This is a genomic window from Lysobacter sp. TAB13 (genome assembly GCF_052113885.1).
Taxonomy (GTDB): Bacteria; Pseudomonadota; Gammaproteobacteria; order Xanthomonadales; family Xanthomonadaceae; genus Lysobacter; species Lysobacter gummosus.
The window spans coordinates 1-22,127 of record NZ_JBFRDR010000014.1; the positions used below are offsets into that span (position 1 = coordinate 1).

14 protein-coding genes are annotated in these 22,127 nt (G+C 66.0%); 8 read left to right on the forward strand and 6 right to left on the reverse strand.

Going from position 1 to position 22,127, the window contains the following annotated elements:
- On the forward strand, positions 1-272 hold a 272-nt coding region (locus AB4Y92_RS16790), incomplete at its 5' end, for a hypothetical protein (protein ID WP_441820689.1).
- A gap of 138 nt (positions 273-410) precedes the next feature.
- Here the strand turns inward: AB4Y92_RS16790 and AB4Y92_RS16795 are convergent.
- Complete coding sequence (locus AB4Y92_RS16795; protein ID WP_441820690.1) at positions 411-3,851, reverse strand: GH92 family glycosyl hydrolase; 3,441 nt, start codon at positions 3,849-3,851, stop codon at positions 411-413.
- Between the two features lie 315 nt (positions 3,852-4,166).
- Between AB4Y92_RS16795 and pgaA the strand changes: the two genes are divergently transcribed.
- From pgaA to pgaD, 4 genes are all read left to right on the forward strand, one after another.
- On the forward strand, positions 4,167-6,257 hold the full coding sequence (pgaA, locus tag AB4Y92_RS16800) for a poly-beta-1,6 N-acetyl-D-glucosamine export porin PgaA (protein WP_441820691.1): 2,091 nt from the start codon (positions 4,167-4,169) through the stop codon (positions 6,255-6,257).
- 32 nt (positions 6,258-6,289) lie between these two features.
- Positions 6,290-8,218: a poly-beta-1,6-N-acetyl-D-glucosamine N-deacetylase PgaB gene (gene pgaB, locus AB4Y92_RS16805; RefSeq protein ID WP_441820776.1), complete on the forward strand. Its 1,929-nt coding sequence runs from the start codon at positions 6,290-6,292 to the stop codon at positions 8,216-8,218.
- Positions 8,219-8,281: 63 nt separating this feature from the next.
- Positions 8,282-9,541 carry a poly-beta-1,6-N-acetyl-D-glucosamine synthase gene (pgaC, locus tag AB4Y92_RS16810; protein ID WP_441820692.1) on the forward strand — a complete coding sequence of 420 codons (1,260 nt, stop codon included), beginning with the start codon at positions 8,282-8,284 and terminating at the stop codon, positions 9,539-9,541.
- Entirely contained in the window at positions 9,538-10,809 is a 1,272-nt protein-coding gene (pgaD, locus tag AB4Y92_RS16815; RefSeq protein ID WP_441820693.1) for a poly-beta-1,6-N-acetyl-D-glucosamine biosynthesis protein PgaD, read from the forward strand. The genes pgaC and pgaD overlap by 4 nt, the downstream gene beginning before the upstream one ends.
- 80 nt (positions 10,810-10,889) lie before the next feature.
- Here pgaD and AB4Y92_RS16820 read toward each other — a convergent pair whose 3' ends face one another.
- The gene (locus AB4Y92_RS16820; protein WP_441820694.1) at positions 10,890-13,166 is read right to left on the reverse strand and encodes a CocE/NonD family hydrolase; all 2,277 of its coding nucleotides are present in this window, start codon (positions 13,164-13,166) and stop codon (positions 10,890-10,892) included.
- A 216-nt stretch (positions 13,167-13,382) separates the two neighbouring features.
- On the opposite strand from AB4Y92_RS16820, the gene AB4Y92_RS16825 reads away from it, so the two are divergent.
- The 3 genes from AB4Y92_RS16825 (at position 13,383) to AB4Y92_RS16835 (ending at position 16,869) form a co-directional block, all read left to right on the forward strand.
- On the forward strand, positions 13,383-14,867 hold the full coding sequence (locus AB4Y92_RS16825) for an amidase (RefSeq protein ID WP_441820695.1): 1,485 nt from the start codon (positions 13,383-13,385) through the stop codon (positions 14,865-14,867).
- A gap of 93 nt (positions 14,868-14,960) precedes the next feature.
- Complete coding sequence (locus tag AB4Y92_RS16830) at positions 14,961-15,350, forward strand: hypothetical protein (protein ID WP_441820696.1); 390 nt, start codon at positions 14,961-14,963, stop codon at positions 15,348-15,350.
- Positions 15,325-16,869 (forward strand): YbjQ family protein, encoded by a 1,545-nt coding sequence (locus tag AB4Y92_RS16835; RefSeq protein WP_441820697.1) that lies wholly within the window; start codon positions 15,325-15,327, stop codon positions 16,867-16,869. Before AB4Y92_RS16830 ends, AB4Y92_RS16835 begins: the two co-directional genes overlap by 26 nt.
- A gap of 48 nt (positions 16,870-16,917) precedes the next feature.
- On the opposite strand, the gene AB4Y92_RS16840 is transcribed toward AB4Y92_RS16835, so the two are convergent.
- From AB4Y92_RS16840 to proS, 4 genes are read right to left on the reverse strand one after another with little or no spacing between them, the layout of a single operon-like run.
- A complete protein-coding gene (locus AB4Y92_RS16840; protein WP_441820698.1) occupies positions 16,918-18,204 on the reverse strand; it encodes a glutamate-5-semialdehyde dehydrogenase in 1,287 nt (428 codons plus the stop codon).
- Positions 18,201-19,442, reverse strand: a complete 1,242-nt coding sequence (gene proB / locus AB4Y92_RS16845; RefSeq protein ID WP_441820699.1) for a glutamate 5-kinase — start codon at positions 19,440-19,442, stop codon at positions 18,201-18,203. The genes AB4Y92_RS16840 and proB overlap by 4 nt, the downstream gene beginning before the upstream one ends.
- Positions 19,439-20,728, reverse strand: a complete 1,290-nt coding sequence (gene argH, locus AB4Y92_RS16850) for an argininosuccinate lyase (RefSeq protein WP_441820700.1) — start codon at positions 20,726-20,728, stop codon at positions 19,439-19,441. Before argH ends, proB begins: the two co-directional genes overlap by 4 nt.
- An 18-nt stretch (positions 20,729-20,746) precedes the next feature.
- Positions 20,747-22,099, reverse strand: coding sequence for a proline--tRNA ligase (proS, locus tag AB4Y92_RS16855; RefSeq protein ID WP_441820701.1), 1,353 nt, complete (start codon positions 22,097-22,099; stop codon positions 20,747-20,749).
- Positions 22,100-22,127: the final 28 nt, after the last annotated feature.

The following is a 22,127-nucleotide window of genomic DNA, read 5'->3' on the forward strand; positions in this document are numbered from 1 at the left end:
AACCAAAGAAAACGCTTTGGCTGTTTCGAGTCAAAAGCCACGAGTGCGATGCCGACGCAGGCAGGTGCCACATTGGGCATCCTGCCCAAGGTGGCACCCGGCGCACGTCCATGTGCGCCGCCCTTCGGGTGTCCTTCGGTCTCGCGAGTTACAAGCGGCGCCGGGCCAGAGCACAGCTACGGCAACAACAACCGCAGCAACAACAGCAACCGCAGCAACAACAACCGCAGCAACAACAACAACAGCAATGGCAATGGCAATGGCAACAATAGCCGCAGCCGCAGCCGTGGACGTAGCCGTAGCCGTAGCTACAGCCCCAGTCGCAGAAAATTATTGACAATCGCCGCAACAAGGCCCGCGACAACGCGGGCCTCAACATTTACCGAAGCAGCAAACCCAGAGGAATCCGCCTACTTGTCCTCACCCAACAACTCAACCTCAGCCAACTCGATCGCCCCCTGCCCATCCCCATCGTTCAACAGCCGCAACCGATAGCGCGAATACGCCGCCGGTTGCGCGATGGCAAAAGCGCGGGTCTGCCGCCGCCAGGCGAAACGCTGATCGCGACGCTCATCCAGCGTCGTCCATTGCGCCCCATCGTTCGACGCCTGCAACGCCCAGGCCTGAGCATCGCCGCGCTTGTTCGACGAAGTCAGCGTATACAACCGCGCCGTGGCCGGCGCCTTGAAGTTCCAGCTCAACGACGGCATCGGCCCGCTCAAGCGCGCGGACGTGCCCGAATCGTCGTCGAACAAAGCCGCCGCCTGCTTGGCGTTCAACCCGGCCACCGCGGTGTTGTCGCGACGGCTCAGATCCAGCAGCGGCGACGGCACTTCGCCTTCCTGGCTCAGCGACTCGGGCAAGGCCTGCGGCGAGCTCGCCCAGTTCGACGGCGACGGGCCCATGCGGAAATCCAGCACCGCGCCATGCGCCAGCAACTCGTGCGGCAAGGTCAGCCGGTCCCAAGGTTCGCCGTTGACCCGCAACGACTGCACGTAGCGATTGCGTTCGCTGACCTTCGGCGCGTTGATCTGCAACTGCTTGCCGTTGTCCAGGCGGATGTTCATGCGCTCGAAACGCGGCGCGCCGATCACGTATTCCGGCGAGCCCATGCGCAGCGGATAGAAACCGGCGGCGCTGAACAACCACCACGCCGACATCTCACCGTTGTCCTCATCGCCCGGATAGCCCTGGCCGATTTCGCCGCCGGAATACAGGCGGTCCATGATGTCGCGCACCTTCTCCTGGATTCGCCACGGCTGCCCGGCCGCGGCGTACATATACGGAATGTGGTGCGAAGGCTGGTTGCTGTGGCCGTACTGGCCCATGCGCACGTCGCGCGCTTCCAGCATCTCGTGAATCACCCCGCCGTAGCTGCCGACATCGAACGTGCCCGGGGTGGAGAAGAACAGATCCAGCTTGTTGCCCAGGGCGCTGCGGCCGCCGTACAGCGCGGCCAGGCCGGCGCCGTCCTGCGGCGCGTGGAAGGCCATGTTCCAGGCGTCGGTCTCGGTGTAGTCGTCGCCCCAGCGGGTCGGGTCGAACTCGGTCGCGGTGTAGCGCCAGCGGCCGTCGCGATGGCGGCCGACGAAGAAGCCCAGTTGCGGATGGAACAAGTTGGCGTAGCCGAGCGCACGATTGCGGTAATACGCCGCATCGTCGGCGTAGCTGCCGCGATACGGATCGTCGCCGCCGCTTTCGCGCGACAGCGCCGAGGCCAGACGCGCGATGGCGAAATCGTTGATGTAGCCGTCCATCGACCACGACAGGCCTTCATCGGTGCTGGTGTCGGTGTAGCCCTTGAAGATCGCGCGCTCGATGCCCTTGCGTCCGGCGCCGGGCACCGGGCTGACGGTGGAGGCGTTGCGGATCGCCGACTGATAGAACGAGCGCACATCGAAATTGCGCACGCCCTTGAGCCAGGCGTCGGCGAAAGCGACGTCGGAACTGGTGCCGACCATCAGATCGGCATAGCCCGGCGATGACCAGCGCGCGATCCAGCCGCCGTCGCGGTACTGCTGGACGAAGCCGTCGATCATCTCGCCGGCGTGCTTGGGCGTGAGCAGCACATAGGCCGGCCAGCTGGTGCGGTAAGTGTCCCAGAAGCCGTTGTTGACGTAGACCTGCCCGTCCATGATCACGGCGCCCGTGCGCGTCGCGCTGCTGGCGCCCGCGGCCGGCGAGAACGGGCTGGCGTACTGGTACAGCGGACGCTCGGCGGTGCCGGTGTTCTCGGAGCCGCTGTTGGGATACAGGAACAGGCGATACAGATTGGAGTACAGGGTCGCGCGTTCGTGCTCGGCCGCGCCCTCGACCTGGACGATGCTCAACTGCGCGTCCCAGGCCGCGCGCGCGCGTTCGCGCACGCTGTCGAAACTGTCGCTGTCGGCGATTTCCAGCTGCAGGTTGCGCTGCGCCTGCTCCACGCCGATCAGCGAGGTAGCGATGCGCATGCTGACCTGCCGCGCCGGATCGGCGGACAGATCGAAGCCGTACCAGGCCGAGACGCGGTTGCGATCCTTGGCGCGGTCCAGGCGCGCGCCGTCCTTGATCGGCCGGTCGAAGCGCGCATAGAAATACAGGCGGCCGGCGCCGGCGGACAGCTTGCTTTTGCTCTCGGTCCAGCCACTCAGGCCGCGGCCGTCGCGATCGAGCACGATATCGCCGTGCTCATCGCGCTGATCGAACAGCAACTGCGCGCGCCCGTCGGGATAGGTGAAGCGCAGCATCGCGGCGTGATCGGTCGGCGTCATCTCGGCCATCAGGCCGTTGTCGAAACGCACGCGGTAATAGTCGGCGCGCGCGGTTTCCTGATCGTGGCCGAAGCTCAGGCCGCGCTTGGCGCGATCGAACTGCGGCGCGCCCTCGCCCAGCGCCGGCAGGATGTGCAGAGTTTGCCGGTCGCCCATCCACGGGCTGGGCTCGTGCGACAGCGCGAGGGCTTCGATGCGCGGGCGATTGTCCTCGCCGTTGCGCTCCTGGTACTGGTACATCCAGTCCGAGCCGGCGTTAGTGGTCGGCGTCCAGAAATTGAACCCGTGCGGCAGCGCCACCGCCGGAAAGGTGTTGCCGCGCGAGTAGCGCGAGTTGGAGTTGCTGCCGCGGCGGGTGTCGACGTAATCGCTGGGATGCTCGGCCGCCAGCTTGTCCGGGTTTTTCTTCAACGGCGCCGGTTCGATCCGCACATCGTCCAGATAACCGCGATAGGCCTGCCCGCGTTCGCCTTCGTGCACCAGCACGATCTGGCGCACGCGACGTCCGGCGGCGACCTCGCCGATGCGGCTGGCCACCGCGTTCCACTGATCCGGATACAACAGCCGCGCCGCGCCCTGCCCGCGCGCGGTCAGCGGATTGCCGTAACGATCCAGCGGCTTGAGCTGCGACAGGCGGCTGCCGTCGTCGAACACCAGGTCGATGGCGACATAGGTCGAGGCATTGCGCAGATTGTCGAGCTGCGACACCGGCGCGGGCGCGGCGACGTTGGCCGGCGACAACGGAAACAGCCGGTACGACAGCTCGCTGTCCTTGCCGATGGCGATATCGACCTCGAACACCTGCGCCAGTTGTTCGACGCCGCTGCCGTCGCCTTCGAAGCGCAGCGAATGCACGCCGGTGAAGCCGGCCCCGGCCTTGGCGGTCAGGGCCGCGGCCGCGGGCGGGCCGCCGTCGAGGCTCACGCGCATGGCGTCGGCGGCCAGCGGCGCCGGCGCCGGATCGGCGGCTTCGAACGAACTCCAGAACTGGCGCGGCTTGGCCGCGGCGGCGGGCCCGGCGATCGCGCAGGCCAGGGCCCAAGTCAGCGCCGCCCTGCCCAGGACGGTGCCACGGCGGTTCTCTCTAAGTGCCGACATATCCGCTCCCCAGTGCCCTCGAACGGCATGCCGTTCTGCCGCCGCGCGCCGATGTGTGACGTCGCGGCCCCGTAAGAGACTGATTTAAATCGATCTAAATTCAGCTTGTCAAACCGCGTTGCAGCATCTTCGAACCCATTCATCGGTAAAAAACAATTTAAATAACAAACACTTAAGAGCAAACAGCCTGTCTACGTTCACAGCCCTTTGGCACAGCTCTTGCGTCAATACCCTAACAATGTGACTTGTTTCACATTTTTAATTGCACCAAGTCACGCTCTGCGACACTCCCCGCCCTTCGGAACTCGGTCTCCAATGCCGATACAGCATCGTCTTGCCCTGTCCATCGCTCTGGCGACCGCGACCGCAACCTGCCCATTTGCGTCAGTTATTGCCTCACCGAGTCAACTCGCCGCTGCCGACCCCCTGCCCGAGATCGAGCGCCTGCGCGCCGACCGGCAATGGCTGGCCGCGTTGGCGCGGATCGAAAGCGCCCAGGCCGCCCGGCCCGGCGACGATCGCCTGTACCGCCTGCAGGTGCTGACCCTGGCCGACCTGGGCGGCGCCGACCGCGCCTGGACCTTGTATCAGGCGCGCCCGCAATTGTTCAGCGCGGACGAACGTCAGCGCCTGGATTCCGATCGCCTCGCCCGCCGCGTGCTGTGGGGCACGCTGTTCCCCGAGAGCGAAACCGAGCGCCTGACCGAGATGCGCGAAGCCCGCGGCATGCTCGAACAGCACCGCGCCGCGCAGACGCCGCAGCAACAGCAAGCCGAGCTGCGCACGCGTTTCGACGAACTGGTGTTGCTCAACCATCTGGAGCGTCACGCCGAAGTCGTTGAGCGCTATCGCGCCCTGCAGGCCGAGAACGTGCAGTTGCCGATGTACGCGCTGGCCAAGGTCGGCGCCTCGCTACTGGCCGACAAGCATCCGGAAGAAGCCGCGACGGTGCTCGAACGCGTCGCCCGCGAATGGCCGGAAGACCAGGATTCGCAGCTGCAACTGGCCTATGCGTATTCCGAAGCCGAGCGTTTCGACGACGCCTACGCGCAACTGGAAAAGATCAAGGCCGCCGAGCCCGCGTTCGTGCGCGTCGCCGGCGCCAAGGAAAGCCATGAGAACTGGCGCCACTACGACGCCGACAGCCACCTGACCATGATCCGCCTCTACGGCGAGGACACGGTCGGCGCGCAGAAACATCTCGAAAGCCTCGCCGCGATCGGCCCCACCAACGCCGGCCTGCAGAGCGATCTGGGCGTGACCTATCAAAAGCGCGGCTGGACCGATCGCGCGCTGGAGCGCTTCCGCATCGCCAGCACGCTGGAGCCGACCAACGTAGGCGCGCGCGTCGGCCAGGTCGGCGCGCATCTGCAACACAACCGCGTGGATCTGGCCCGGCCGATTCACGACGAGCTGCTGGCCAATCGCGCGCGCGACGTGCAGGTCAAGCAGATGGCGCAATCCTGGGACAGCCGCATGGGCTGGCAATGGCTGGTCGGCAGCAGCTTCGGCCGCAGCGATGCGCGCGGCGGCGGCGCGACCGCATCGCCGCTGGGCAGCCGCGATGCCGAGCACCGCGTCGAAATCCAGAGCCCGCTGATCCACGACCGCTGGCGCCTGACCGCGCATGCGCGCGACGCCTGGGCCGACTATCCCGACGGCGCGTTCGGCAAGCAGCGCGTGCACGACCGCCGCACCGGCGTCGGCGCGCTGTACGTCTACGATCGTCTGAGCCTGGGTTTCGGCGTGGACCGGGCCAACGATCGCTGGCTCGACAGCGGCGATCGCACCGGTTACTACGCCGATGCCGGCTGGCGATTCGACGACGCCTGGTACGGCACCGCGTCGTGGTATCGCGGTACGCCGGAGGCTTCGCTGCAGGCGCGCCGCAGCGGCATCGACGCCGATGCGCTGAGCCTGGGCCTGCGCTACACGCCCAGCGAACGCACCAGCCTGGGCGCGACCGCGCAGCAGCTGCGCTACAGCGACGACAACACCCGCACCGCCTTCGGCCTCAACGGCGAACAACGCCTGTTTACCCGGCCGCATTTGCTGATCGATGGCCTCGCCGACGTGGCGACCAGCCGCGCCAGCCGCCGTGATGCGGAAGTGCCGTATTTCAATCCCAGCCGCGATTCGTCGCTGAACCTGGGCCTGCGCTTCGACCATCTCGCCTGGCGCCGTTATGAGCGCCACTTCCGCCAACGCCTGACCGTGCAAGCCGGCTCGTACTGGCAGCAGGGCTACGGCAGCTATTGGATTCCGCAATTGCGCTACGAACACGAATGGCGTTTCGCCACCGGCCGCACTTTGAACTACGGCGTCAACTGGTCGCGACCGATGTACGACGGCGTGCGCGAGGAACACCTCGGCTTCGATCTGACTTTCCGCTGGGGTGAACAATGAGCATGCAAGATTTCGCGACGCCGGCGGCGATGATGCGCGGCGCCTTCAAGCGTCTGTTGTTCACCGCCGCGCTGATGCTGGCGATGCCGCTCGCGGCCGCAGCGGCCGAACCGGCCGCTGCGATCGACCGCGGCGCCGCCGACGCGATCGCGCAGCAAACCAAGGCCGATCAGCTGCTGGTGCTGAGCTACCACGACATCCGCGACGATGTCGCGCGCAAGGGCGATCCCGATGCCTACGCGGTCAGCACGCAGAACTTCGCCGCGCATCTGGACTGGCTGTCCGGCCACGGTTACCGGCCGGTGGCGCTGAGCGACGTCATCAAGGCCTCGCGCGGCGAAAAGAAACTGCCGCCCAAGGCCGTGCTGCTGACCTTCGACGACGGCCTGCGCAGCATCTACACCCATGTGTTCCCGCTGCTGCGCGCGTATCGCTATCCCGCACTGATGGCGGTGGTGACCGGCTGGGTGGATCTGCCGCGCGAGCAGCAGGTCGATTACGGCCCGCGCATGTTCACCCACGACGATTTCGTCACCTGGGATCAGCTGCGCGAGATGCAGGCCTCGGGCCTGATCGAAATCGCTTCGCACAGCGACAATCTGCATCGCGGCGTGACCTCCAACCCGCAGGGCAACACCATGCCGGCGGCGATCACCCGCGAGTGGGACGCCAAGGCCCAGCGCTACGAGAGCGAAGCCGAGTATCTGGCGCGGGTGCGCAAGGACCTGTCCGCCAGCGCGGCCGCGATCAAGCGCGAGCTCGGCGTCTCGCCGCAATCGGTGGTGTGGCCGTACGCGGCCTACAACAGCCAGACCAACGCCATCGCCGATCAGCTCGGCATGAACGTGACCTTCGACCTGGAGGGCCGCCATCAGGCGATCGGCCGAGACCTGCACGGCCTGGCCCGTCTGCTGATGTTCGACAACCCGACCGTCAACGATCTGGCCTACGAACTGCGCCACGACGAAGAACTCGACGGCGTGCGCGCGCTGCAGGTCGATCTGGACTACGTCTACGATGCCGACCCGCAACAGCAGGCGCGCAATCTCGACAAGCTGATCGAGCGGGTCAAGCAGATCGCGCCCAGCCACGTGTTCCTGCAGGCCTTCGCCGATCCCGACGGCAACGGCTCGGCCGATGCGATGTACTTCCCCAACCGCCATCTGCCGATGCGCGCGGACCTGTACAACCGCGTCGCCTGGCAGCTCAAGACCCGCGCCCACGTCAAGGTGTTCGCATGGTTGCCGGTGCTGGGTTTCGAACTGCCGGACAAGGCCTTGAACGCGCAGTTGGAGATCAAGGCCAGCAACCCGGCCGAGACCCATCGCCTGAATCCGTTCGAACCGCGCACGCGCAAGATCGTCGCCGACCTGTACGAAGACCTCGCCGTCAGCGGCTACACCGAAGGCCTGCTGTTCCACGACGACGCGCTGCTGCGCGACGACGAGTTGCGCGGGCAGGCGCCGGCCGATCCGGCCGCGCGCACTCAGGCCTTGATCGAGTTCACGCAGGAGCTGGCGCGCGCCGCCGGCAAGTGGCGGCCGAAGCTGATCACCGTGCGCAACCTGTTCGCCAGCCCCGTGCTCAATCCTGAAAGCGAGGCCTGGTTCGCGCAGAACCTGGCCGCGTTCAACCAGGCCTACGACTACACCGCGGTGATGGCGATGCCGTGGATGGAAAACAGCCGCGATCCGCAGCGCTGGATGGACGTGCTGATGACCAAGGTCAAGCAGTCGCCGCGCGGGCTGGCACGCACCATCTTCGAACTGCAGACCGTGGACTGGCGTCACCAGGATCGGCCGATCCCGGCCGCGCAACTCAAGGCGATGGCGCACCGGCTGCAAGCCGCGGGCGCGCGCCACCTGGCCTGGTATCCGGACAACTTCATCGACGACCGCCCTTCCACCGCCGACGCCCGCGAAATCATGTCCGCGCGCGGCTTTCCCTACATCGAACGCTGAGCCAGCGACGGCCGCTTGCGCGGCCACGACGCAAGCCCGCCACCGGACCGCCACGAGAACGCCATGAATCCTGCCGTAAGCCCATTGCTCACTGCGCTGTTTCAGTTCGCGTTCTTCTATCCGATCGTGATGTCGTTCTTCTGGATATCCGGTGGGCTGTACTACTACTTCCGCCGCGAACGCCACGCGCGGCCGCGCACCGATCCGCCGCCGATAACCGAGGCGCCGTTCGTGTCGATCCTAATTCCGTGCCACAACGAAGGCGACCACGTCCACGAAACCATCGGCGCGGCGCTGGCGCAGCGTTATCCGGACTTCGAGGTGATCGCGATCAACGACGGCAGCCGCGACGACACCGGCGCCAAGCTCAACCGTCTGGCCGCGCAGCACAATCGCCTGCGCGTGGTGCATCTGGATCGCAACCTGGGCAAGGCCAACGCCATGCGCATGGGCGCGCTGGCGGCGCGATCGGAGTATCTGGTGTGCATCGATGGCGATGCGCTGCTGGACGAATACGCCACCCACTGGATGGTCTGGCATCTGTGCGAAGGCGCGCGCGTCGGCGCGGTCACCGGCAATCCGCGCATCCGCAATCGCTCGACCCTGCTCGGACGGCTGCAGGTCGGCGAGTTCTCTTCGATCATCGGCATGATCAAGCGCGCCCAGCGCGTTTACGGCCGCATCTTCACCGTGTCCGGAGTGATCTGCGCGTTCCGCCGCAGCGCCCTGCACCGGATCGGCTACTGGTCCGACAGCATGGTCACCGAAGACATCGACATCAGCTGGCGCCTGCAGATGGACCACTGGGACATCCGCTACGAGCCCAACGCGATGTGCTTCATCCTCATGCCCGAAACGCTGAAGGGCCTGTGGAAGCAGCGCCTGCGCTGGGCCCAGGGCGGCGTGGAAGTGTTGCTGCGCCATACCCGCGACCTGTTCTCATGGCGCAAGCGGCGCATGTGGGTGGTGCTGGCCGAATACGTGATGAGCGTGGGCTGGGCCTACATCATGGCGTTCATCATCGCGCTGTGGGCGCTGGGGCTGTTCGTCGAACTGCCCGAGCAACTGCGCGTGACCACCTTGCTGCCGTCGTGGCACGGCGTGATCCTGGCCTTGATCTGCCTGCTGCAGTTCGCCGCCAGCATCATCATCGACCGCCGTTATGAAACCGGCGTCGGCCGCAACTACTACTGGATGATCTGGTACCCGATGGCGTACTGGCTGCTGAGCTTCGCGACCACGGTCACCGCGGTGCCCAAGGCCCTGCTCAAACGCCGCGGCACGCGTGCGACCTGGGTCAGTCCGGATCGGGGACTGCGATGAGCAACGAGCACACCACGCCCGGCACGGGGCCGGGCACCGGCCGCGCGGCGGCGACGTTTTCGCGGCCGGCGCATGCAGTGCTGCATCCGGGCCGCCCGGCGAAAGCGGACAGGAAAGACGCAGCCAACCCGGCGCCGCACAAGCACGATTCGCGCCTGATCCAGAAACCCGGCTCGCAACCGGCGCTGCCGCGCACGCTGTGGGGCATGGTCACCGGCGCGTTCTGGCTGATCTACCTGTATCTGTGGACACCGGTGCTGACCCTGGTGCTGTGGCTGCTGGGCATCCGCAACGTCGCCTCCGAGTTGTACCTGCGCAAGCACGAAGTCGATCCGTTCCTGATGCTGGCCTTGCCCGCGACCGCGGGCGTGGTAGTGGCGCTGCTGCTGATCTGGGCCGAATACAACCGCTGGCGTTTCGCCGCGGCCAGCAGCGAACGCCGCGGCACCCAGCGCAGCGTCGCCCTTGAAGAAGTCGCGCGCGCGTTGGGCGCCAGCAGCGAGGTCGCCGCCGCGCTCAACGCCGGCCGCGTCAGCGTGTTGCACATGGACCCGAACCATGCCGTGCCTGTTTCGGTCAGCGCGGTCGAGCCGAGCCCGCCGGCGCAACCGTTCCCGCCGGTTGCGATGCCGAAGTTCGCGCGCCCGGCCGAGGCGCCCAACAATTCGTGGCTGCTGGCGCTGGCCTTGAGCGCGATCGCGCTGGTGATCGCCGTGCTGATCGTGATCTCGCACGGTTACCGGCAGATCGAAAGCTCGGCGCCGATGCAGGCGATCGAAGGCACGCCGGGCATGGATCGTCCCGGGTTGGAAGCCGCGCCGGAGTTGATCGAACAAACCACGGCGCGCTTGACGCAAATCGATCGCCTCGCCACCGCGACGATCGCGGCAACCGCGAAGGCGACCGCCGCGGCAGCCGCCGCGGAGAAGGCCCGCCTCGCCCAGGCCCGCGCCGCGAATGCACGCAGCGCCCGCGCGGCCGACGCCGCCAGCGCCAAACCGCGCCCGCTGCCGGGCTTCAGCCCCAAGCCGCCGTATCCGGTCGAAGCGCTGCGCCACAGCGAAGGCGGACTGGTGACGCTGCGCGTGCAAGTCTCGGCCGACGGCCGACCGCTGAAGGTCGACGTCAGCAAGCGCAGCGGCAACCGCATCCTCGATCGCTCGGCGATCAACACCGTGCGTCGCTGGCGTTTCGCTCCAGCGATGCGCAAGGGCAAGGCGATCGCCGCGGTGGTGATCGTGCCGATCGAGTTCACGCCAAGGAACTGAACATAAACCCAACTACGAAAATTCCGTAGAAATCGCAGCACTCACACTTTTTTTAAAAAAACATCCAGCCCGCCCGCGCATCACCTCGCGAACGGAACCTCCAAATAACTCCGCCCCAACCACTCGATCCGCAACGGCTCCCCCGCATCGGCGATGGTCTCGTCGCTGACATCCTTGCCGCTGCCGTAATTGATCTGATCCTGCGGCCCCTTGCCCGGCCCGACCACGGCAACCAAGCGGCTGCCGGGCTGGAATGCCCGGCTGGTGGCGCGCCCTGCGATAAAATCGAAACGCTGGCGCTTGCCCGGCTGCAACAGCTGCCGCTGCTCCGGATGGCCTTGATAGCTCAGGCGCGACTGATAACGCGACAGCTCGAAATACTCGTTCTGCGCGGTCAACTCATACAAGCCGATGTGCAGATCGACATCGCGCTTGTTCGTGACCAGCTCCAGATGCCCTGAAAACAGCCCGCTGAACTCGACCGCGGCGGCGAAGGGCTCACTGACGAAAACCACGCTGCCTTCGGTATCGAGCACCTTATCGACGATATCGCCGCCGGGGACGATACGGTCGGCATCGCGGCGATCGGCCAGATCCAGCGTCTGCACCGCCGACGGCCGCTTCGACGCTGCGTCCTGCAAACGCCAAGTGCCGTCCTCGCGAGCCGCACCGAAGTACAAGCGCGTGCGCCGCGGCCCCATCGCCGCCAGCGACGGCGCGTGTTTCCACACGTTTCCGCCCATCACCTGATAGTTGATCCGATCCTGCAGCAAGGCCGGCTTGGACGCGCCCTTGAAGACGTAGTCGAACCACTGATAACGCAACTGACCGATGTCGATGCCCGCGACCGGGTCCACCGTGTAACCGCGCACCGTGTTCCCGGCCACCACCGTTCCGCGCTGGCCGCTGAAGTGGTCGTAGGGGCCGATCACCAGGTAATGCTCGGCCTGCGGCCGATAGCGATAGTGCTCGCGCAGATGATGCAGCGCGCCGATCTGCGCGCCGTCGAAATAACCGGTGGTGGTCAACACCGGAATATCGATCGCACCGTATTCCTGGCGATACGGGGTGATGCTCTGCCAATAGGCGTCGTAATCCGGATGATCGAGCCAGCGCCGATACAAGGTGTTGGTGGTTCCGTCGAGCCTATCGCGCTCGCGATACGCCCCACCCTGCACATACCACTGCCGGAACATGCGCTGCCAGCGCGCATCGTCTTCATACGCCGCGTAATCCAGGGTCTTGTTGTTGGCGACATAGAACGGCCAGTAGTGCTGGAAACCGAAGAAAATTCCGCCTTCCATCGGCACATCAGTCCCGGGCGCGCCGGTCACCGACGGCATCATCGCCTTGAGCGCCTTCGGCCGATGCTTGGCCGTGGCCCACTGAGTGAAGCCCTCGTAACTGCCGCCGAACATGCCGACCCGCCCGTCGCTCCACTCTTGTGCGGCGATCCAGTCGATCAACGCCGCCGCATCGGCGCCGTCGTGTTCGTAGGGCACCGGCGTGTCGGGGCTGCAGCCCTTGCCGCGGCTGAGCCCGGTCACGCCGGCATACCCGTTCGACGCACTGCGCCGCGCTTCGTTGAGCATCGTCGCCGGATCGGCATAGATGGTGAAATTGAGCAATGTAGTCAGCTTGGCCGGCGCCGCACGCTGGCGCACGATCAACGCGCACACGGTCGCGCCCTCGGGCGTGCGCACCGCGACATCGCGCTGGATCAGATAACGCCGGGCATCGTCGGCGGCCAGCAAGTCGGCGGCCTGGGCACTGAAGTCGCGATAGACCGTGGCGACCAGATAGGCGCGAACCAGCGCCAACGCGGAGGCCTGATCGATACGCGACTTACCCTTCTGCCCGGCCAGCGCAGCATCTAGCGCCCGCTGCTCCCCCGACGAATTGAACTGATCGCTGCCGAACCCACGCATCGCGATGGCCGCGGCGCGATCGTCCATCGACCCAAACGCGGTTTCAAAAGTGCGCCGGAACGCACCATCGAACTCGCTGCGCTCGCGCGCCTGCAACTGCTTGCTCGCCGCGTAGATCTCGTACTGCGCCATCGTCGCGCGCCGCTGCGGCGCCCCGCCCAGCGGCGACACCCGGCGCAGCTCCTCGATCGAAGCCAGCGCCTGCGGGTACTGCCCGGCGACGATCTGCAGCCTCGCCGCCGTGCCCAGGTAACGCGCGCGATCGCTGTCCGCGTAATCGGCGACGACTTGCGCGGCCAGCGTCGGCATGGCCCGATCGAGTTCGGCGCGGCTGCCGACCGCAGCGGCGGGAAACGGATAGTCCGTGGCGGCGAACGCCGGGCACGACAGCAGCAACCACAGACAGCACACGACAACGGCGCGAAGCATCCCTTTCTCCCCAGGCCGCGAAGGGCGGCTGCTATGTCATGGATGAGCGAATGGGCGAAAGGGTCGCATGGGTGCGAACCGGATGCACGGGTCCAGGCATGGGATCGGGGCTTTCAGCCCGAGCGGCCATTTGCAACGACCGCTACCGCCCCGTTCCGGTCACTTGTGTTTCCGCTAGAATTCCGGCAATGCAGCGCAAACCGGTAAGGCTTCCCCTTGACTGAAGACCGCCGACCTACAGACAGGTCAATAGAGCTGGCTTTTTCGTCAGCAACCCACCTTGCGCAACTGATTCAGCGAAAACAAGTCAGCTCGTTCGAACTCACTCAGCACTACATCGAGCGCATCGAACAGTTCGATAAAGCCTTGAATGCCGTGGTGGTGCGGGATTTCGAACGCGCACTGGAAGCGGCGAAGCTGTCCGATGAGTCTCTTGCCCGGGGACACCGATCGGGACCGCTGCACGGCGTCCCGATGACGATCAAGGAAGCCTTCGACGTTTCCGGATTGCCGACTACGTGGGGCGTGCCGGAGCAACGGGACAACCTCTCCCGGAACGACGCAACGGTTGTCGAGCACCTGAAGGCGGCCGGTGCCCATTTCATGGGGAAGACGAACGTCCCGCTGCGGCTCGCGGACTGGCAGAGCTACAACGACATTTACGGAACAACCAACAACCCCTGGGATACGCAGAGATCGCCGGGCGGATCTTCCGGCGGATCGGCCGCCGCGCTGGCGGCGGGTTTGACCGGCCTGGAATTCGCCTCGGACATCGGTGGGTCGATCCGAAATCCATCGCACTTCTGTGGCGTGTATGGACACAAGCCCACTTATGGAATCGTGCCAACGCTGGGCCACAATCCGTTTGGCGTCGTATCTGCGCCGGATCTGAATGTCGTCGGGCCCATGGCGCGAAGTGCGGAAGATTTGCAACTGGCTCTGGATGTCGTAGCCGGCCCCGACCGGTTCCGGTCATCGGGCTGGAGGCTGGAGCTTCCACCGTCGAGGGCGCGCACTTTACCAGGCTTGCGCGTTGCGATTTGGCCGACGGAGGATTTCGTTCCTACCTCGGCCGAGATATCGGACCGCGTGCAGGAAGTCGGGGAAGTTCTTGCTCGGGCAGGCGCGATAGTCAGCGATCTGGCGCGCCCTGAAATCTCTCCAAGGCAATCGCACAACACCTATCTGAACCTGTTGGCATCGTCAGGACTTGCCAACCTTCCCGATGAATACTATTCCGCTATCACCGGAATGGCCGCAGAGCTCGATGCGAACGACGAGTCGCCGTTAGCGGTGCTTACCCGTGCCCGCGTACTGGATCATCGAAGCTGGTCCGATCACGATGAAGCGCGCACCGACTACCGTCTGCGGTGGCGCGCCTTCTTCAACGATTGGGATGTGGTGATATGCCCGATTTCCGCGACAACGGCCTACGAACATGATCATCGGCCCAGGCCCGAGAGAGTTCTCGCCGTCGACGCGGCACGGACTTCGCATTACGAGCATTACTTCTGGGTAGGTCTTGCGACCGTCGCATATTTGCCGAGCACCGCTTTTCCCAGCGGATTGTCGCGCGATGGGCTTCCAATCGGCCTGCAGATCATCGGCCCGGAATATGGTGATCGCACCACCATTGAAGTAGCCCGACTGATCGCCCAAGAGCTTGGCGGTTTTCAGGCTCCGCCTGGTTTTTTGGCTTAACGACCTCAGCAACGCTGCAGAGGCCTAACAATTAATTCAAGCAGAACTTTCTTCGTGGGTCGGCTTAATTCAGGCATCAGGCAGCGGAACAGAATGATCGCAAGTCTCCCAGAAGCGCTGAAGCAAGGCCCCAATCAGGGAGCGTTGACCTACTTAAACGGAAGGTCTGCGCATTCGGACATCGCTATTCCACTCTGTCAGGCCATCAAAGAGCTTCCGAACGCTCACCTGTACTGCTCCGACACACAAAACTTCGGATATGTCCTGGCGTTCGCACACGGCGTAGTCTTCGGTTTTGCTGAAGGCATGGAAGGGGTGACACTGCGCCTTCCACCAGCACTCGTGGAGCCGCTAATTGCTCAGGGCGCGAAGCGCAGACCTGCCATCGGCCCCGAGTGGGTCTTTCTTCGACTCTTCGGAGACGGGGGTTTCGGGGCTCAGCTAGATGCATTGGCGGATGCGGCGTTTCGTACGACGCTCTAAAAATAGTCCTCGACGGCGAGCGCCGGACCGGACCGGAACAACCACATGCAGCGCACGACGACGGCGCGAAGCATCCCTTTCTGCCTTGGCCGCCAAAGGCGGCTGCCATGACATGGCATTTCATGTCACGTCTATGAGCGAACAGGCGGAACAATCGCAGGTGTGCGCAGCGAACGCACTGGCCGCGATGCCGGCATCGGGCGCGAGCCGAAATCAGCACGGCCGCGGCTCGCACCGCTCCGACAGCCGGCAGATGCGGACGCCGGAACATATGGCATCCTCGCGCCACGCGAACCTTGTCCAATCCGTCTCGCCGTGGGCGCATGGCAATGAAAATGCGCATTTCAAGCCACCTCATGAATCCCAGCGAGCGAATCTAATGGCTAAAGTAACCGGTCTTTCGGGCAACGAAATCTATTGCCTGGCACTGAAGAACTACGCCGCCGGCGAAATCGTCGTCGGCAACAGCGTGAACTCGATGGGTTTTCTCGGCGGCATCGGCGCCGGCTTGCAGAACATCCTCGGCGGCGAAGTGGCGCAGGTCACTTCCGCCATCCACGACGGCCGCGCCAACGCGTTCCAGCGCATGGCCGACGAAGCCCGCCAGCATGGCGCGTCCGGCGTCGCCGGCGTCACCAGCGAACTGCGCTCTTTCAGCGGCAGCACCGAATTCCTCTTCGTCGGCTCGTGCATCCACGCGGGCACACATGGCCAAAGCGCGAACGGCGATCGGTTGTTCACCACCGCCGGCGATGCGCAGGAACTGTATTGCCATATCGATGCGGGCTATCGGCCGTTGCAGCATGCCTTCGGCAACATCGCTTATTCGGTCGGAATCGGGCGCGGCCTCATCGGCGCGTTCAAGACGCTGGGCCGCGGCGAAATCTCCGAATACAGCGACATCTTCAACAAGACCCGCCATCAGGCGCTCGACCGTCTGGTCACGCAGGCCAAGGCCGCCGGCGCGAACGCGGTGGTCGGCATCCGCACCACGATCCTGCCGTGGATGGGCATCCACGAAATGTTGATGACCGGCACCGCTTCACGCAACGACGCCCTGCCCATCAGCGCCAGCACCGCGCCGGTCACCAGCGACCTGACCGGCGAAGAACTCTGGGCCATGACCAGCCTGGGCTACGCACCGATCAAGCTGCTGATGTCGACCTCGATCTATTCGCTGGGCGTGGTCGGCGGCTTCATGGCCGCGTTCAAATCGTTCTCGCGCGGAGAAATCAGCGACCTAACCAGCCTGATCCACGACGCGCGCGAAATCGTCATCGCCCGGCTCAAGCGTGAAGCCGATGCGCTGGGCGCGGAAGAAGTGGTCGGGGTCAAGACCTATATCGCCGAAATCGGCAGCGGGCTGGTCGAGTTCATGGCGATCGGCACAGCGGTGCGCAAGACGACCGGGGTAAAGGTCAGCACGCCGGCGCTGCCGGCGCAGGCGATCATCCGCGACCGCGATACCTGGATCGACGGCGACTTCGGCTTCTCGCTGGATCGTGGCGAAAGCCGCTAGCGCGGGACCACGCAGCCTAAATCGCCGCGCGGATCCAGGGCCAATGGTTCAACCCCCGCCGGGCAACGATTCCACATGCCGCACCTGCCCTTCCCCGCGCACCACAAACCGCTCGATCGTCAACGACTCAACCCCCATCGGCCCATACGCGTGCAGGCGCGTGGTCGAGATGCCGATCTCCGCACCCAGGCCGAGCTGACCGCCGTCGTTGAAACGCGAGGAGGCGTTGACCATCACCGCCGAGCTGCGCGTGCGGCGCACGAAGGCGTCGGCCGTGGCCGCGTCTTCGGTGGCGATGACTTCGGTGTGATCGGAGCCGAAACGGGCGATATGCGCCAGGGCTTCGTCGAGGTCATCGACCACGCGCGCGGCGATAATCAAGTCCAGGTATTCGGCGGCGTAGTCGCTGTCGTCGGCGGCAGGGATCGCGGCTGAGTGCTCGCCGGCCAGCGCACGCGTGCGCTCGCAGCCGCGCACTTGCACGCCGCGCGCGGCCAGCGCGGCGAGTGCGTCCGGCAGGAAGCGTTCGGCGATGTCGCGATGCACTAGCAGCGTTTCCAGGGCGTTGCATACGCCCGGGCGCGAGGCTTTGCCGTCGACCAGCAGGTTCAGCGCCAGGGCCGGATCGGCGGCGCGGTCCACGTACAGATGGCATACGCCTTTGTAGTGCTTGATCACCGGCACGCGTGCGTGCTCGGCGACGAAACGGATCAGGCCTTCGCCGCCGCGCGGGATCGCCAGGTCGATCAGGTCCGACAGCTGCAACAGCTCCAGCACGTGTTCGCGCGCCGGGTCTTCGATCAGCGACACCGCCGCTTCCGGCAGCCCTTGCGCGCGCAAGGCTGCGTGCAGGCAAGCGGCGATCGCGGCGTTGCTGGCGCGCGCTTCCGAGCCGCCGCGCAGCAACACGGCGTTGCCGGCCTTCAGGCACAGCGCCGCGGCGTCGGCGGTGACGTTGGGGCGGGCTTCGTAAATCATCGCGATCAGGCCCAGCGGCACGCGCTGGCGTTCGATCACCAATCCGTTCGGACGGGTTTCGCTGCGGGTGATCGCGCCGAGCGGATCGGCCTGCCGCGCCACTTCGCGCAAGGCATCGGCGATCGCCGCCAGCCGCGCGGGATCGAGCTTGAGCCGGTCGATCATGGCCGCACTCAGGTTCGCCGCAGCGGCGCGTTGCAGGTCCTCGGCGTTGGCGGCGAGGATCGCATCGCGTTGCGCGTCCAGCTGCGCCGCCATCGCTTCGATCAAGGCCTGCCGCGCCGCGCCGTCGAGTGCGGCGAGCACGCTGGACGCGGCGCGCGCTTGTTCGGCCAGATTCCGGACGTAACCGCTCATGGCAACACCTCGTTCGATTGCGATTGCGGCGACGCGCCGATGGCGTCGGCCGCGGTGTCGGCGGCCGCTTGCGCCGGAGACGGCGCGGCGTCGTTGCCGACCAGTACCAGATCGTCGCGATGCACGACCGATTCGCCGTAGCCGAACCCGATCAGCGCTTCGATCTCGCGACTGTGGCGGCCTTTGATGCGCCCGACTTCGACCGAGTTGTATTGCACCAACCCACGGCCGAGCACTTCATCGCCCTCGCCCACCGCGCGCAGTTCGACCACGTCGCCGCGGCGGAATTCGCCTTCGACCGCGACCACGCCGCCGGGCAGCAGCGAAGCGCCGCGCTGATGCAGCGCCGCCGCGGCACCGGCGTCGATGCGCAGACAGCCGCTGGCCGGTGCGTGGCGCAGCCATTGCTTGCGCGCGCGCAGGCGATCGCTGCGCGCGGCGACCAGGGTGCCGTGCAAGGTGCCGGTGGCGAGCGCGGCGACTACGTCGGCATCGCGGCCGCAGAACAGCGCGGTCGCCACGCCGGCCGTCGCGGCTTTCGCCGCGGCTTCCAGCTTGGTGCGCATGCCGCCGGTGCCTAGCGCGCCGGCGCCGCCGCTGGCCGCCTGCAGCAATTCGGGGGTCACCACGGCGACCTTGGCGATGGGTTTGGCATTCGGATCGCGCTGTGGATGGCCGCTGTAGAGGCCGCCGATGTCGGTCGCGATCAACAGCAAATCGGCGTCGACCAGCGAGGCCACCGCCGCGGCCAAGTTATCGTTGTCGCCGAGCTTGAGTTCATCGACGGCGACGGTGTCGTTCTCGTTGATCACCGGCAAGGCGCCCAGCCGCAACAGCTCGCGCAAGGAGGCGCGCGCATTGAGATAACGGCGGCGGTTGCGCAGATCGTCGTGGGTCAGCAGCACTTGCGCCACCGGCACGTTCGACAGCTGTTGCCAGAACGCGATCAGCGAGGCTTGGCCTAACGCCGCCAACGCCTGACGCAACACCAGTCCGTTGCCGCCGGCATCGATGCGGCTGCGCCCGGCGGCGACCGCGCCGGACGACACCAGCACCACTTCGCGCTGCTGCGCGCGCGCTTGTTCGATGAAACGCGCCAGACCCGCGGCGTAGCGCGGATCGAGTCCGCCGCCGCTCTGGTCGGCGAAACCGGCGAGCAGGCTGCTGCCCACCTTGAGTACGGCGCGGCGCCAGGGCGGCAAAGGCTGCGCTGCGAAATCCTTTGCCGGCGCGGTCATGTGAGCGCCTGCAAACGTTGCTTGAGTGTGTCCAGGCGCAGGTCGGCGGCGGCGCCGGGCGACACGCGCGCGGCCAGACTGGCTTCGGGATCGCCTTGCGCCCAGCGCGCCGGGTCGGCGGCTTGTTTATAGGCTTCGCGGAACGGCAGGCCCTGGCGCGCCAGATCGACGGCGAGATCGGTCGAATACATCGACGGATCGAGCGCGGCGCGGATCTTCTCCGGCTTCCATTCCAGATTGCGCAGCAGGTCGGGCAACAATTCCAGCGCGCCCAGGCCGCGGCCGAAGGCGTGGAAGATCGCGCCCTTGGAGAACTGCAGATCGCGGTGATAGCCCGACGGCAGCGACAGCAGGTGTTCGATCTCGGCGCGGCCGGCGGCGATGCTGGCGTAGCTGGCGCGCATGAGTTCGATCACGTCCGGGTTGCGCTTGTTCGGCATGATCGAACTGCCGGTGGTGTATTCGGCCGGCAGCGCGACGAAACCGAATTCGGCGCTGGTGAACAGACTCAGGTCCCAGGCCAGACGGCGCAGGTCGAGCACGGCGGTGGACAGCGCATCGATGGCGCCCAGTTCGAACTTACCGCGCGAGAGCTGCGCATACGCGGCCGACACCTGCAGGCGGCCGAAGCCGAGCGCGGCGGTGGTGTGATCGCGCGCCAGCGGCAGATTGACGCCGTAACCGGCGGCGCTGCCGAGCGGATTGGCGTCGACCCACTCCAGCGTTTGCTTCGCGCGCAGGGCGTTGTCGATGAAGCCTTCGGCCCAGGCGCCCCACCACATGCCGGCGCTGGACACCACCGCGCGCTGCAGGTGGGTGTAGCCCGGCAGCGGCAGCGCGCTTTCGGCTTGCGCGCGCGCGAGCGCGACCTCGGCGGTTTCGCGGCACAGCGCGTACAGGCGGCTGAGGCGATCTTTCAACCACAGGCGCGTGGCGACCAGAATCTGATCGTTGCGGCTGCGGCCGGTGTGGATCTTGCGGCCGGCGTCGCCGAGGCGTTCGATCAGGCGGCCTTCGATCGCCGAATGGCCGTCCTCGAAACGATCATCGAGCACGAAGCGGCCGGCCTTGAAATCCTCCGCCAGCACATCGAGCTCGCGCGACAGCCCGTCGAGCTCATCGGTGCTGAGGATGCCGATCTGCTGCAGACCCTGCGCGTGCGCGGCGCTGGCCTGGATATCGAACAGAAAGAATTCGCGATCGAGAATCACGTCCTCGCCGGCGAGGAAGTTCTGGATGCGCGCGTCGACCTTGACGCCGGGTTTTTGCCAAAGCAGATCGGACATGGGGGCGCTCGAAGTCGGTCAGGTCAAGGAAACGGGATGCAGCGGATTGAGGTGCGAGGCGATGTGCCGTACCGCTTCGGCCGGCGACAGTTCGACGCGTTCGCCGTCGGCGCGGCGCTTGAGCTCGACCACGCCGCGGGCGAGGCCGCGCCGGCCGACCACGATCTGCCACGGCAGGCCCAGCAGGTCCATGCGCGCGAATTTCACCCCGGCGCGGTCGTCGGTGTCGTCGTGCAGCGCATCGACGCCGAGCAGTTCCAGGCCGGTCTGCAGATTGGCGCAGACCTCGTCGATCTGCGCGTCGCCGGGGTCCAGATTGACCAGGCCGACATTGAACGGCGCCACCGCGTCGGGCCAGATAATGCCTGCATCGTCATGGCTGGCTTCGATGATCGCGCCCAGCAGGCGCGACACGCCGATGCCATAGGAGCCGCCGTGGATGGGGCGCTCTTCGCCTTCGGGCGTGGTCACCAGCGCTTTCATCGGCGCGGAGTATTTGGTGCCGAAGTAGAACACCTGCCCGACTTCGATGCCGCGCGTTTGTACGCGCTGATCGGCCGGTACTTCGCGTTCGAAACGCTCGATGTCGTGCACGTCCTCGGTGGCGGCGTAGCGGCTGGTCCATTGCCGGACGATGCCGCTCAGGTCGCCGTCGTAATCGGTGTCGTCGGCGGGAATCGGCAGGTCGAGCACGGCGCGGTCGCAATACACCGCCGATTCGCCGGTCTGCGCCAGCACCAGGAACTCGTGCGACAGGTCACCGCCGATCGGGCCGGTCTCGGCGCGCATCGGAATCGCGCGGATGCCCATGCGCGCGAAGGTGCGCAGGTAGGCGACGAACATGCGCTGGTAGGAACGGCGCGCGGCGGCTTCGTCTATGTCGAAGGAGTACGCGTCCTTCATCAGAAACTCGCGGCCGCGCATCACGCCGAAGCGCGGGCGTTGTTCGTCGCGGAATTTCCATTGCACGTGGTACAGATTCATCGGCAGCGCGCGGTACGACTTGACGTTGGCGCGGAAGATCGCCGTGATCATGTCTTCGTTGGTGGGGCCGTACAGCAGCTCGCGCTCGTGGCGGTCCTTGATGCGCAGCATCTCCGGGCCGTAGGCGTCGTAGCGGCCGCTTTCGCGCCACAGGTCGGCCAGCTGCAGGGTCGGCATCAGCAGTTCCAGCGCGCCGGCGCGGTTCATTTCATCGCGGACGATGGCTTCGATCTTGCGCAGCACGCGCAGACCCGCCGGCAGCCATGAATAGATGCCGGCCGCTTCCTGGCGGATCAGGCCGGCGCGCAGCATGAGCCGGTGCGAGGCGATCTGCGCGTCGGCGGGGTTTTCTTTCAAGGTCGGCAACAGATAACGCGACAAACGCATAACGACTCCAGATTCTTGCAAGCGGCGA

Bases quoted from the DNA above. Each gene is read 5' to 3' on its own strand.
- AB4Y92_RS16795 (WP_441820690.1), bottom strand. From the start codon at position 3,851: ATGTCGGCACTTAGAGAGAACCGCCGTGGCACCGTCCTGGGCAGGGCG.
- pgaA (WP_441820691.1), top strand. From the start codon at position 4,167: ATGCCGATACAGCATCGTCTTGCCCTGTCCATCGCTCTGGCGACCGCG.
- pgaB (WP_441820776.1), top strand. From the start codon at position 6,290: ATGCGCGGCGCCTTCAAGCGTCTGTTGTTCACCGCCGCGCTGATGCTG.
- pgaC (WP_441820692.1), top strand. From the start codon at position 8,282: ATGAATCCTGCCGTAAGCCCATTGCTCACTGCGCTGTTTCAGTTCGCG.
- pgaD (WP_441820693.1), top strand. From the start codon at position 9,538: ATGAGCAACGAGCACACCACGCCCGGCACGGGGCCGGGCACCGGCCGC.
- AB4Y92_RS16820 (WP_441820694.1), bottom strand. From the start codon at position 13,166: ATGCTTCGCGCCGTTGTCGTGTGCTGTCTGTGGTTGCTGCTGTCGTGC.
- AB4Y92_RS16830 (WP_441820696.1), top strand. From the start codon at position 14,961: ATGATCGCAAGTCTCCCAGAAGCGCTGAAGCAAGGCCCCAATCAGGGA.
- AB4Y92_RS16835 (WP_441820697.1), top strand. From the start codon at position 15,325: ATGCGGCGTTTCGTACGACGCTCTAAAAATAGTCCTCGACGGCGAGCG.
- AB4Y92_RS16840 (WP_441820698.1), bottom strand. From the start codon at position 18,204: ATGAGCGGTTACGTCCGGAATCTGGCCGAACAAGCGCGCGCCGCGTCC.
- proB (WP_441820699.1), bottom strand. From the start codon at position 19,442: ATGACCGCGCCGGCAAAGGATTTCGCAGCGCAGCCTTTGCCGCCCTGG.
- argH (WP_441820700.1), bottom strand. From the start codon at position 20,728: ATGTCCGATCTGCTTTGGCAAAAACCCGGCGTCAAGGTCGACGCGCGC.
- proS (WP_441820701.1), bottom strand. From the start codon at position 22,099: ATGCGTTTGTCGCGTTATCTGTTGCCGACCTTGAAAGAAAACCCCGCC.